Raw genomic sequence first — 13,517 nt, 5'->3', positions numbered from 1 at the left:
TGTCGCAAATATAAAATCTTATTTTAATTCATTCTAAATAAGAATAGTTTTTTTTAAATAATTTTTAAACACATCATTTATCTTTTAAATATGAAAAAAGTAGTACCCGTTTTAGCCATTGTATTAGCATTTACTTTAAGTAGTAATGCACAAAAGAAGAAAACTCTAGATCAAGAAGCCATTAAAGCGATGTGTGGTTGTTTTGAAGTAACGTTCAATTTTACGGAGACCTTCAACTATAGTAATGATTCGCTTTATAGACCTTCAGAAACCAAAGTTGATAAAGGCTTAGAGTACGCTTTTGCTATAGAAGATGAAGATGATAAAATTTCAATTCAACATTTATTGCAAGTCGGACGACCTGATAGTCCACATATTGTAAAACACTGGAGACAAGATTGGTTATTTCAAAATCAAGAGTTTTATATGTATAATGGAGATAATAATTGGACCTTTGAAAAAAAATCCAAGGATGATGTAAAAGGGCAGTGGACGCAGAAAGTGTTTCAGGTAGATGATAGTCCACGTTATGAAGGTTCAGGAACTTGGGTTCATGTCGATGGTAAGCACTATTGGGAAAATAAGACAACAGCACCATTGCCAAGACGTGAATACACCAAACGTAACGATTACAATATTACATTAAGAGGTAACCGTCACGAGATTACAGATTTTGGTTGGGTACACGATCAAGATAATGAGAAAGTGTTACGAGAAGCAGGAAAAGAAGACGTGATTATTGCTAAGGAAAAAGGGTATAATACCTATAAAAAAGTAGACGATAGTAGATGTCAAGCGTCACAAGATTGGTGGAAAGCACAACAAGATAAATGGGCTTTGGTAAGAACAAAATGGGATGCAGTTTATGGCAGAAATAAAGATTTAACCTTGGCTGAAAAAGTGGATAATAAAGTGTTGTTTAAATACTTATTAGATGATGAAATAACAGCTAAAAAAGAAATTAATCGTATTATAGAATCTTTTGTAAAATAAATAAGTTTAAAATAAATCAATCATATATATGAAAACAATGAAATCGATAGTAGTTATGCTTTTTTTAGCATTGTCGTTATCCACTTTTGCACAGAGTAAGAATATCTTTTTAGATCGTGAATTTTGGGGAACTCAGCCAACGGTAGAAACTGTAAAGCAAAAAATAAAAGAAGGCAATAATCCTGCTGAAGCTAATGCTAACAATTTTGATGGTGTGGTTTATGCAACCTTGCAAGACGCACCTTTAGAGACCATTACTTATATGATTTCTCAAAAGGGAAATGATGTCAATAAACTAACTCACGATGGTAGAACCTATGCGTTTTGGGCAGCTTATAAAGGCAATGCTAAATTGGTGGAATATCTATTAGAAAATGGGGCAAAAACTAATATAACAGACGATAAAGGGAATACCATTATTAATTTTGCAGCAGCTTCAGGACAAGCAAATACGGCAGTCTATGACATATTAACAAAGTATGATGCAGAATTAATAAAGAAAACAAACCCTAATGGAGCTAATGCTTTATTACTTGCAGCACCATATGATAAGGATTTTAAATTAATGACCTATTTCCAATCTAAAGGTTTAGATATTAATAGTGTTGACAAAGCAGGGAATGGTATTTTTAATTATGCAGCTAAAACGGGTCATATAGCGTTAATGAATTCTCTTTTAAAGAAAGGAATTAAAGGTACTGATGAAGCCTTTATATTTGCAGCAAATGGTACTAGAGGATCAGCTAATGGTATTGAAGTCTATAAGTATTTAGAACGTATTGGTTTAAACCCAAATGTATCTAATGAAGAAGGAATTACTCCTTTACACGTTTTAGCTTCTAGAAGTAAAGACTTAGAAATTATAAATTTCTTATTAGAAAAAGGGTTAGATGTAAGTACTAAAGACCTTAAAGGAAATAATGCGGTTATGAATGCGGCTTCTAGAAATGATTTAATCGTCGTTAAAGCCTTAGTCGAGAAATTGAAAACTATTAATACAATTAATAAACATGGCCAATCAGCATTATCATTAGCGTTAAAAGGAAATTCCCCAGATATGGTTACATATTTAATTGAAAAAGGATATGATACGACTATTATTGATGCTGATGGTAATAACCTTGTATATTATTTAGTAGAGTCATACTCTAAGCGAAATAAAGAGCAGTTTATTCAAAAGATGGAAGTACTTAAAAAGAATAAAGTCGATTTAACTACGGTTCAGAAAAATGGCAATACATGGTATCATTTGGCTGTAGAAAAGAATAGTATTGAGCTTTTAGAAATTGCAATAACAATGGATCAAGATATTAATGCGAAAAATAATGAAGGTAATACCGCGTTACATATCGCAGCAATGAAAGCACAGGACAATTCAGTTCTAAAATTTTTACTAAAACACGGTGCAAAAAAGCAAATTGTTACAGATTTTGAGGAATCTGCTTATGATTTGGCAAAAGAAAATGAGTTGTTAAAGAAAAACAATATTTCAATAGAATTTTTAAAGTAATAGAATTTTTAAGATGAAGAATATACGTATTATAGCATTATTAGGTATTGTAGCTTTTAGTTTAGTATCGTTTACTAATTTTACAGAATCAGCAAAGTATAAATGTATGATTCAAATGACAAATTATACAGGAGAAGGAGCCTATATTGTCATTTCATTATTAAATCCTGAAGGCGACTATGTAGAAACCTTAAACGTTAAAGGAGATGATGATGAGTGGTACAATACCATTGAATCGTGGTGGGACTATTATGGGAAAAGAAGGCCAGATATCGATGCCATTACAGGAGCAACTATTAGCGGAGGCGAACGTGCTATAAGTGTCATTGAAATTGATAATGACAAATTAGATAAAGGTTACAAGTTAAGATTTGAAACCGCTGTTGAAGACCAAGAGTATTACGAAAGTGATGTAGAATTTGAGTTGACTTCAGAAACCGTAAAATCTAAAGTAGAAGGAAAAGGATTTATTCGTTACATCCGAATGATGCCTCAATAAAACCGATACTATGACCATTTCCATCTGGAGATACAGTCATCTAGTATTGGCTGTTATGTCTTCTTTGTTTATTTTAATAGCATCGGTAACAGGTGCTATTTTAGCGTTTGAACCCATTACAAATCAGTTGCAACCGTATGCTGTTTCTGGGGCAAACGATAGGTCTCTTGCTGAAACCTTAAATGTGTTACAGCAAGAATATGATGAGGTATTTACACTCGAAGTCGATAAAAATGATTTTGTAAGTGCCTCAGTCATTACCAAAGAAGGAGACAGTGAAACCTTTTATATTAATCCCATTACAGGCGAAAAATTAGGTGATATTATAAAGAAAGCACCCATTTATGAATTCGCCACTAACCTTCATCGTTCACTGTTTCTAAAAACAACAGGTCGTGTTTTAATAGGTGTCGTGTCCTTTTTGTTATTGCTGATTTCAGTAACAGGAATTCAACTCATATTAAAACGTCAAGGTGGTATCAAACGTTTCTTTTCTAAAGTGGTTAGAGAAAACTTTGATCAATATTACCATGTTGTTATAGGTCGATATGCTTTAATTCCTATTGTAATTATTACACTGACAGGTGTATTTCTATCGCTTGAAAAATTTGATTTACTTCCAGATTCTAAAATATCACACAACTATCCTGAGCAAGATGATGTTGAAAACAAATTAGACATCTTAGAGTTTCAAACATTTCAAAACATAAAACTTGAAGATGTAAGCTATGTTGAGTTTCCATTTTCTGATGATATTGAAGATTATTTCACCGTTAAATTATCGGATAAGGAAATTTTAGTTAATCAATATACAGGAGCTATCGTCAGTAACCAAAACACGTCATTTGTAGCATTAGCGTCTAATTGGAGCTTAATTTTACATACAGGTCAAGGGACTATCCTTTGGTCAGTGGTATTGTTCTTAGCGAGTTTGGCCATTTTATTCTTTATGTATTCTGGCTTTGCCATGACGTTAAAACGACGAAAAGAAACAGCGAAAATTAAGAATAAATTCAAAAAAGATGAGGCAGACTATATCATTTTAGTTGGTTCTGAAACCGGCAATACCTTTAATTCTGCCAAGCTATTTTATGACGCTTTAATCGCAGAAGGTCATTCGGTTTTTATTACAGCTTTAAACGCGTATTCAGAATATAAAAACGCGAAATATATCATTGTTTTTGCATCGACTTACGGGGAAGGTGAAGCACCAACAAGTGCTTCAAATTTTGAAAAATTATTTCAAAAACTGCAGCAGAAGCAAACGGTTCACTATGCTGTTGTTGGTTTTGGATCGCTTATGTATCCTGACTATTGTAAATATGCCATAGAAGTGGATGAGATGTTTCAAAAGCAAGACAATTTTGAGGAATACCTTCCGCTTTTCAAAATTAACAATCAATCCTTTGAAGCTTATAAAATATGGATTAAGCAATGGAATGAGCGTACAAATCACGATTTAAAGATTAAGTTTCAAAAACCTCAAATCAATTTGAGAAAATTAAAGGAGTTTAAGGTTATTAATAAATCAGAACCCAATAAGGACGATTCGTTTTTAGTGCAATTACGACCTCATAAAAAGGTGAAATTTGAGTCTGGTGATTTGTTGTCTTTATATCCGGAAGCCGATTTTATTGAACGTCAATATTCTATTGGTAAAATAGAAAATGATATCATTTTAAGTATTAAAAAACACGAATTTGGGGTCTGTTCTAATTATTTCAACAACTTAAAAGTCAATGAAATCGTTAAAGCGCAAGTTAAACGAAACTTAGATTTTCATTTTCCAACCGATGTAAAAGAAGTGGTAATGATAGCCAACGGTACCGGAATTGCACCGTTTTTAGGAATGATTAATGAGAATCATATTAAAACAAAGAACCATTTATTTTGGGGAGGACGCACACAAGATTCTCTAAATATTTACGAAAACATTATCGATTCGGCATTTAGTAAGAAAAACTTATCTAGTTTTCATATTGCCTATTCACAAGAGCAGAAAGATAAAATTTACGTTCAAGATTTAATTTTAGAGCATCAAGACTTATTAAGCCGTGTTTTAAATACAGGTGGAGTGGTAATGATTTGTGGTTCTGTAGCCATGCAAAATCGCGTTTTAGAGGTGTTGCATACCATCACTACAACACACTTAGACAAACCGTTAAGTACATTTGAAAACAATGATCAGCTTAAAATGGATTGTTATTGATTATTAATAGATTGTTAAGTGTTGCAAATAGCCTTTAAATATCTTATAATTTGTCAATATTAATTGTACTTTTGCGTGCAATTAAATTTTAATTGCCATGACAGCACACGAAAATAAAATTGTTGGAGAAGGTCTTACTTATGATGACGTACTCTTAGTTCCAGCATTTTCAGAAGTTCTTCCTCGCGAAGTTAGTATTCAAACTAAATTTACAAAAAACATAACCATTAACATTCCTGTGATTTCTGCAGCAATGGATACGGTTACCGAAAGTAAAATGGCAATTGCCATGGCGCAAGAAGGTGGAATAGGTGTGTTGCATAAAAACATGACGATTGATCAGCAAGCCGATAAGGTTCGTCGTGTAAAGCGTGCAGAAAGCGGAATGATTATCGATCCTGTGACCTTACCATTAACAGCAACCGTTTTTGATGCGAAGTCTAATATGGCAGAGCATGGTATTGGAGGTATTCCAATTGTAGGCGATAATGGCGAATTAAAAGGTATTGTTACCAACAGAGATTTACGTTTTGAACACGATAGTAAGAAGCCTATTGTTGATGTTATGACTAAAGACAATTTAGTCACTGCAGCTGTAGGTACGTCTTTAAAAGATGCTGAAAAAATTCTTCAACAAAACAAAATTGAAAAATTATTAATTGTTGATGATAATTATAAACTAAAGGGACTAATTACCTTTAGAGATATCACTAAGGTGACGCAAAAGCCAAATGCCAATAAAGATTCTTTCGGTCGTTTACGTGTAGCAGCAGCTATTGGAGTTACAGGTGATGCTGTAGAACGTGCTTCGGCATTAGTAAATGCTGGTGTTGATGCTGTGATTATTGATACCGCTCATGGTCATACCAAAGGTGTTGTAGCAGTGTTAAAAGAGATTAAAAAGAAATTTCCAAAATTGGAAGTCATAGTTGGTAACATCGCTACTGGTGCTGCTGCAAAATATTTAGTTGAAGCTGGAGCTGATGCAGTGAAAGTTGGTATTGGACCAGGTTCAATTTGTACCACTAGAGTAGTAGCAGGAGTCGGTTTTCCTCAGTTCTCTGCGGTTTTAGAAGTGGCTGCGGCTATTAAAGGTTCAGGAGTTCCTGTGATTGCTGATGGTGGAATTCGTTATACAGGAGATATCCCTAAAGCGATTGCCGCTGGTGCAGATACCGTAATGTTAGGATCGCTTTTAGCAGGAACAAAAGAAAGTCCAGGAGAAACGATTATCTACGAAGGACGTAAATTTAAATCTTACCGAGGCATGGGATCTGTAGAAGCCATGAAACAAGGAAGTAAAGACCGTTATTTCCAGGATGTTGAAGATGATATTAAAAAATTAGTTCCTGAAGGTATTGTTGGTCGTGTACCATATAAAGGTGAGTTGGTAGAAAGTATTCATCAGTTTATTGGTGGACTTAGAGCAGGAATGGGCTATTGTGGTGCTAAAGATATTGCCACTTTAAAAGAAACCGGACGTTTTGTGAAAATCACAAGTTCTGGTATTAATGAAAGTCACCCACATGATGTTACCATTACTAAGGAAGCACCAAATTATTCTAGATAACCAAATTCCTGCGACAGTAGGAATCTATATATTAGCAAAAAAAAACAGCATCTTTAAAGGTGCTGTTTTTTTTTGTGCCTATAATAATCTAGGGGTTGTTTTAACGTCTTTTTATTGGGAATTATTCTAGACCTTGTTTTTCAGGGTTCCAAAAAGGTTTTGTTTTTATTCGTTTGGTGTCCCAATGCAATTCTTTTTTAAAAAAATGATTTAAAGCAATACAGGTTCTGCTATCACCAGCAATATAAACTAGCGTTCTGCCTTTTAGAGTAGGGATGATGTTCTTTAATTTAGTGATGATTTCATGGTATGGGTTTTCAGGTAATTCATAAAAATGAAAAGGAAAATGCCCATCTATATCTGGAAATAATTCACTTTTATTAGAATTATAGATAACACTAATGATTTGCTTATCCTTACCAATATTTCGGTTAATCATGTATAAATGAGACAAAGCAGAAAGATCTCCTATCATGATATAGCTTTCGGCTGAATCATCTGCAATGAAATTACCTTTCTTCCATTTGTAATAAATGCTATCACCTTCTTTGCAATGCTTTGCCCATTGTGAGCCTACACCATTACTATGTGTGGCAATTGCTAAATCTAATGTGCCTTTTTCTTTATCAATATCCCAAACGCTGTAGCTTCTTATTTTGTCTTTCATTGACAGTTCTTCTTTGCCTATACCTACAGCCATTCTTAAGAAAGCACCAGGTGTAAACGTTGCATTACGAATACTGTCTCCTTGCAGACGAATTCTATAAGCTTTGTTAGAAAGTGTAACCTTTTCTGTAATAGTAGCTTCTTCTAAAATTACCGTTTTTATGAAGTTTTCTAAAATACGCAATACTCTTAAATTTAGTTTTGAACGTGATTTTTATAGTGATGTTCTATTAATTCTAAAGCCGATTTGTGAGGCCTATCAGCAGCTTTTTCATAATCAGAATGCACATCGTTAGCACCATTTTTAATGCCTTCGTAAATTCCTGCTATGACTGTACCTAGAAACTCACCAAGCTCTGCTATTCTATCTGTCTTATAAGCTTCTACAGAAACAGCATGATAGATAAGATTTGTATTATAAACCTGATTAATAAAATCGGCTAGTTGCTTTTGAGAAATCGCTTCACCAACTAAATTATAGGTATTACCATTATGCTTGTCCTCTAATAACATTTTAGCATAGGCATATCCTAATTCTTCTCGACTCGTATACGTACATTTACCTTGATCTGCACAATTTCTTATCTCACCGTCTTTTATATAAGTATCTATATATTCTAAATCGGGTTCAATATAAATGCCATTTCTACCAATAACCCATTGTAAACCGGAATTGCGAATGTCTTCTTCTGTTTGACGATTGCTTTGTACTACAGGACTAAAAGCATTGTTTTCTTCAGCACCTACAATACTCGTATATACTATTTTTTGCACACCGTTTTGTTTGGCTGCTTCAATGACATTGCGGTGTTGTTGTATTCGTTTTTGTGGCTCATCCATACCCGAAACTAACAATATGATATCTATACCTTTTAAAGCGGTATTAAAATCTTCACGACTGTTGTAGTCTCCTTTTCTAACTTCTACACCTAAGTGTTCTGCTTTTTTTGTGGTTCGAGCTATGGCTATGACATTTTCTTTTTTAGTGGCTTTTAAAAGTGCTTTTACAATGGCAGATCCTAAATGACCGCTTGCTGATGTTACTGCAATTTTCATAATAGGTGTTTATTTATGAATGTTTAGATTTTAATAGGTCTAATTCTTTTTCAAGTTGATCGGCTTTCATTTTAAATTTATCCATGGCCTTTTTTAATTGCTGAATTTTTTTAAAAGCTTCTTCATCCTGAACAGCTTGATATGTAGTTTCTCCTTCTTTTACTTTTATTTTAGAATAGCTCCCACAAGTAGGGCATTTTGCAACGTCGCTCATAATATGTTTTATAGCAAAGGTCTTCATATAACTACGGTTGTAAAAGGTAAATCTATTATTAAAAATGGTAAATCTGAAACCTTATGATTAAAGTGAGGATTTGAATTCCTTGGGAGAAAGGCCTGTGTGTTTTTTGAAAAACTTAGAGAAATTGGTGACTTCATCAAATCCATTTTGATAAGCCACTTCTTTCAGGCTTAAAGAGCTACTGAAAATAACACGCTTAATTTCTAAAATCACGTAATTATCAATAAAATGTTTGGCAGTATTTAAGGTGCTTGCTCTAACTATAGAGTTGAGGTGTTTTGTAGATATGTTGAGTAACTGTGCGTAATCTTTGACGTTTCGTGTTTTGGTATAATGTTTTTCAACTAAAGTTTTGAAGTTCATAAAAAGGCTTTGATGTTTTTTATTAAACGTTTTATCAGAGATTTTATGAGTTTCGCGCTCTAGTTTTAATAGAAATAGTTCTAATATTTTAGCTACTATTTCTTTTTGAGCATAAGTGTATTTACTTTGAATTTCTTGGGTTAATTGTTCTAAAAAAAAATCGGTTAAGGAGCTGTTTTCAACTAATGGATCCGAAATATGATAGTTGTATAAATGCGAAATAAATTCAATAGAAGACTTTGAGAAGTATTTTAAAATAAAATCCTCTGTAAATATGACCAGATAACCATCGTACTGTAAATTATCTTGAAAAGCATGTACTTGACCTTTTGCAATTTTAAGTACAGAGCCTTTTTGGATGTTGTAAGTCTTTAAATCAATTTGATGTTCACCTTTACCTTCTGTGACAATCAATAAGGCAAAAAAGGAAATTCGGTGAGGCTGATGTGGATTGTGACTAGGGTCTTTTTTTATACGAGAGAATAATTCAGCTAATGGAATGCATTCAATATCTGTAGCTCCTTCGCTACTTTTGAAAGCTATATTAGGGAAATGATTCATTAATGAATTGCTTGTGAATTTTGAATAAAAATAGTAATTAATATGGATTGTGTTGAGTAATGTAAGTTAACGAACCCTTAATAAGTACTATAAAAACAAAAACAGCATCGAGAAGATGCTGTTTTATAACTGTTGTTTTAGTGTGTCTTTTAGGCTCTGCTAGCTTTTACAGGACATCCTATCGCTTTTGTGTAATTTGGATTTGGTTGTTCTCCTTTTTCTAAAGCATCAATGGCATCTTTTACGTAGTTAACCTTAACATCTTCAGGTGATTTTGCATTGTCATCTATAGTACCAATATATTGTACTTTACGTTCTGCATCTAATAAAAACACATGAGGTGTTCTTACAGCACCATATTGAGGATATATTTTTTGACCTTCATCTACTAAGTAAGGAAATGTAAACCCTTTGTCTTCTGAACGTTTTTGCATCGCTTCATAACCTTCTTTTTCGTTTTCAGGACTATTTGGGTTAATGGCAATTACAGGATACCCTTTTGGTGCATATTTATTGTTTAATGCAATTAAACGGTCTTCATATAATACCGAAAATGGACATTCGTTACAGGTAAATGTCACAATATAACCTTTTGCGTTTTCAAAGCTAGCTAAAGAAACCATTGAACCATCTACGTTCTTAAGATTGAAATCCGTAGCAACATCTCCAATGTTGTAACCTCCAATTTCTTCTAAAGTTTTAGTTTGTTCTGGACTACCACCTCCTTTTGGTGGCCCTTTTCGGTCTCCGTCATGTGGAGGGCGTTCTCCTTTATGATCTTTATGTTGGTTTTCAGCAGAAGGTTCTCCTGTTGTATTTCCTTCATTTTTACAAGATACAAGTACACTTGCAGATAAGCCAATAATGGCAATTAGAACACTGATTCTTTTCATGTTTGTTTTAATTAAGTTTGTTTATTTGGTTTTCTAGGTCTTCTAAATTTTCGAATGAACGTTCATAAAATAAGCGTTCATCTTTGTTGAACATAATGGTAAATGGAATGGCTCCAGACCAATTAGGGTCAATTTTGTCTATCCAAGTGTTAGAATCTGGATCATCTAATAACACGACTTTAGAGCTTATCTTTTTTTTCTTTAAAAATGGCTTAAGCTTTGTTTCAATATCTTTTGGGAAATCTAAGCTTACTAAAATAACTTCAACGTCAGGATGTTTTGCTGCAAATTGCTCAATGTATGGTAATTCTTTGACGCAAGGAGCACACCACATCGCCCAAAAATTAATGAGATAGGTTTTATCGGATTCCGTATAAATTAAGGGTTCAAATTGATTAAAATCATAAACAGGAATGTCTTGATTAAGATTCGTAGTTGTGTTAGATTTTAATGATTTATCTGTGTTTGTATTATTGCAACTCATAAAAAAACTGAGTGCTAAAACGAGATATAGTGATGATTTTAGGAGCTTTAACTTTAATAACTTCAAAATGATGTATTCTATTATTTTTGGTTAGACTCCATCAGTTACAAAAGGTTTAATTTAAAAGTGATTTTTCTTATGTTTTTCTGAGGTAAGTTATTGATATGAAAATGGAATTTACTTATTCTAAAACTAAGGTGTTAGTAAGTGGTTGTAAATGTTTGTTTTGACACTTTTTAACTTATATAATTCCATATATTACGATACTTACTCATTTGTCGGTAAGTGTTCAAAATAACTTTATGCTCAGGCGCAGCCAGGCTAGGATCTTGTTTTAGAATACTTTTAGCGTAATAGCGCGATTGTTCTAAGATGTCTTTGTCTTTAACAATGTCAGCTATACGTAAATTTAAAATACCGCTTTGTTGCGTGCCCATAATATCACCTGGTCCACGCAGTTTTAAATCCACTTCAGCAATTTCAAAGCCATCACTGCTACGTACCATGGTTTCTAGTCTGGTTTTACTATCCTGGCTCAGTTTATGGCTCGTCATTAAAATACAGTAGCTCTGTTCGGCACCACGACCAACACGACCACGTAATTGGTGCAATTGCGATAAGCCAAAACGTTCTGCACTTTCAATAATCATTACCGATGCATTTGGGACGTTTACGCCAACTTCAATGACGGTTGTAGCTACCATAATTTGGGTTTCACCTTTAACAAAACGTTCCATTTCGTAATCTTTGTCGGCTGGTTTCATTTTACCATGCACAATCGAAATTTGATAATCTGGCATAGGAAATTCTCTAGAGACACTTTCGTAGCCATCCATCAAATCCTTATAATCCATTTTTTCGCTCTCTTGAATTAAGGGGTAGACAATATATATTTGTCTTCCTAAAGCGATTTCATCTTTCATGAATTTAAAAACTTTTAGGCGATTATTGTCGTAGCGATGTACTGTTTTTATAGGTTTTCGACCTGCTGGTAATTCATCAATTACAGAGATGTCTAAGTCACCATATACAGACATGGCTAAGGTTCTTGGAATTGGAGTAGCGGTCATCACCAAAACGTTGGGAGGTAATTCATTTTTATGCCATAACTTACTCCGTTGGGCGACTCCAAATCGGTGCTGTTCATCTATAATCGCAAGGCCTAAATTTTTGAATTTCACCTTGTCTTCAAGCAGTGCGTGTGTGCCAATTAAGATCTGTAAATTCCCATTTTCTAGATTTTCATGAATTATCTTTCTATCTGAAGTTTTAGTTGAACCCGTTAATAATGAAACACTGATGTTAAGTGGTTTACATAGTTCACTTATTCCTTGGTAGTGCTGAGCTGACAAAATAGCAGTTGGGGCCATTAGGCAGCATTGAAAATCATTGTCAAGCCCCATGAGCATTGACATAAAGGCTACGATGGTTTTACCAGAGCCTACATCTCCCTGTAAAAGTCGATTCATCTGTGCATTGCTACCTAAATCGAGTCTAATTTCTTTTAAAACACGCTTCTGTGCATTGGTTAATTCAAAGGGTAAATGGTTTTTGTAAAAGGTGTTAAAATAGTCGCCAACTTTATCAAAGGAGAAGCCTTTGATTTTTGATTTATGAATGAGATTTTTAATAATTAATTGCAGCTGAATGTAAAATAATTCTTCAAATTTTAATCGAAATTGAGCTCTTGCAAGAAGCTCTGGAGTCTTCGGAAAATGAATATTAAATAGTGCCTCTGATTTTGGAATTAATTTTAATTCAGTCATCACTGAATCAGGCAAGGTTTCAACAAAGCGTCCTTTTGATTCCAAAAACAATTGCTGCATAATTTTGGTAACGACTTTGTTTGTGATGCCTTTATTTGATAATTTTTCGGTTGAGGGGTATATGGCTTGCATGGCAGAACGCAAGTTGCTCTCATGCTCAGCTTGTAATTCAATTTCGGGATGTGGCATGCTGTATTTTCCATTAAACCAATTGGTTTTTCCGAAAATCACGTAAGGTTGACCTGTTTTTAGGTTTTCTCGTATCCATTTCTGTCCTCTAAACCAAACGAGTTCCATTATTCCGCTGTCGTCTCTAAAGTTAGCAACTAGGCGTTTGCCTCGTTTTTGGGCCACTTCTTTAAATCCAGTTATGACACCAACGATTTGAACTTCAGCATTGTTACGCTGTAATTCATTTATTTTATAATATCTAGTACGATCTATATAACGATTAGGAAAAAGATTTATGAGGTCTTGATACGTTTGAATGCCCAGCTCTGAGCGCAACAAATCCGCTCGGTTTGGACCGACACCTTTGAGATAATCAATGGGAGTTTGTAAATTCACGCTCATAAGAACGAAATTAAACTATTTCGTTATAAAGTAAAAGTTCAAAACGGCTCTTTGATTATTTTATTGAAATAAATTAATGGTGTGAAAAGGCTCAAAGATTTTAATTTGATATTACAGGAAAATGTTTTCGTTA

Annotated in this window: 12 protein-coding genes; 5 read left to right on the top strand and 7 right to left on the bottom strand. The window is 33.7% G+C overall.

What is annotated here, in order from left to right:
* Nucleotides 1–90: 90 nt before the first annotated feature.
* The 5 genes from VDP25_RS14905 (at nucleotide 91) to guaB (ending at nucleotide 6,781) form a co-directional block, all read left to right on the top strand.
* On the top strand, nucleotides 91–993 hold the full coding sequence (locus tag VDP25_RS14905) for a DUF6607 family protein (RefSeq protein ID WP_334471125.1): 903 nt from the start codon (nucleotides 91–93) through the stop codon (nucleotides 991–993).
* A 37-nt stretch (nucleotides 994–1,030) separates the two neighbouring features.
* Entirely contained in the window at nucleotides 1,031–2,503 is a 1,473-nt protein-coding gene (locus VDP25_RS14900; RefSeq protein ID WP_334471124.1) for an ankyrin repeat domain-containing protein, read from the top strand.
* Between the two features lie 13 nt (nucleotides 2,504–2,516).
* On the top strand, nucleotides 2,517–3,002 hold the full coding sequence (locus VDP25_RS14895; protein ID WP_334471123.1) for a DUF2271 domain-containing protein: 486 nt from the start codon (nucleotides 2,517–2,519) through the stop codon (nucleotides 3,000–3,002).
* 10 nt (nucleotides 3,003–3,012) lie between these two features.
* The gene (locus VDP25_RS14890; protein ID WP_334471121.1) at nucleotides 3,013–5,211 is read left to right on the top strand and encodes a PepSY domain-containing protein; all 2,199 of its coding nucleotides are present in this window, start codon (nucleotides 3,013–3,015) and stop codon (nucleotides 5,209–5,211) included.
* Nucleotides 5,212–5,308: 97 nt separating this feature from the next.
* Nucleotides 5,309–6,781 carry an IMP dehydrogenase gene (gene guaB / locus VDP25_RS14885; RefSeq protein ID WP_334471119.1) on the top strand — a complete coding sequence of 491 codons (1,473 nt, stop codon included), beginning with the start codon at nucleotides 5,309–5,311 and terminating at the stop codon, nucleotides 6,779–6,781.
* Nucleotides 6,782–6,902: 121 nt separating this feature from the next.
* On the opposite strand, the gene VDP25_RS14880 is transcribed toward guaB, so the two are convergent.
* The 7 genes from VDP25_RS14880 to recG all read right to left on the bottom strand — a co-directional run bounded on the left by VDP25_RS14880 (nucleotide 6,903) and on the right by recG (nucleotide 13,384).
* Nucleotides 6,903–7,631, bottom strand: a complete 729-nt coding sequence (locus tag VDP25_RS14880; protein WP_334471117.1) for a siderophore-interacting protein — start codon at nucleotides 7,629–7,631, stop codon at nucleotides 6,903–6,905.
* Between the two features lie 11 nt (nucleotides 7,632–7,642).
* Complete coding sequence (locus VDP25_RS14875; RefSeq protein ID WP_334471115.1) at nucleotides 7,643–8,503, bottom strand: SDR family oxidoreductase; 861 nt, start codon at nucleotides 8,501–8,503, stop codon at nucleotides 7,643–7,645.
* 13 nt (nucleotides 8,504–8,516) lie between these two features.
* Nucleotides 8,517–8,717, bottom strand: a complete 201-nt coding sequence (locus VDP25_RS14870) for a hypothetical protein (RefSeq protein WP_215925022.1) — start codon at nucleotides 8,715–8,717, stop codon at nucleotides 8,517–8,519.
* A gap of 87 nt (nucleotides 8,718–8,804) precedes the next feature.
* Nucleotides 8,805–9,668 (bottom strand): helix-turn-helix domain-containing protein, encoded by an 864-nt coding sequence (locus VDP25_RS14865; protein ID WP_334471112.1) that lies wholly within the window; start codon nucleotides 9,666–9,668, stop codon nucleotides 8,805–8,807.
* 149 nt (nucleotides 9,669–9,817) lie between these two features.
* On the bottom strand, nucleotides 9,818–10,561 hold the full coding sequence (locus VDP25_RS14860) for a thioredoxin family protein (protein WP_334471110.1): 744 nt from the start codon (nucleotides 10,559–10,561) through the stop codon (nucleotides 9,818–9,820).
* A 7-nt stretch (nucleotides 10,562–10,568) separates the two neighbouring features.
* Nucleotides 10,569–11,045, bottom strand: a complete 477-nt coding sequence (locus VDP25_RS14855; RefSeq protein ID WP_334471105.1) for a TlpA family protein disulfide reductase — start codon at nucleotides 11,043–11,045, stop codon at nucleotides 10,569–10,571.
* Between the two features lie 236 nt (nucleotides 11,046–11,281).
* A complete protein-coding gene (gene recG, locus VDP25_RS14850; RefSeq protein WP_334471103.1) occupies nucleotides 11,282–13,384 on the bottom strand; it encodes an ATP-dependent DNA helicase RecG in 2,103 nt (700 codons plus the stop codon).
* Between the last annotated feature and the right edge of the window lie 133 nt (nucleotides 13,385–13,517).

Origin of the sequence: Winogradskyella sp. ECml5-4 (genome assembly GCF_036903175.1) — a bacterium.
In the GTDB taxonomy this organism is placed as follows: Bacteria; Bacteroidota; Bacteroidia; order Flavobacteriales; family Flavobacteriaceae; genus Winogradskyella; species Winogradskyella damuponensis.
Note: the sequence above shows the minus strand (reverse complement) of the source record. Positions and strands in the feature narration are given on the sequence as shown.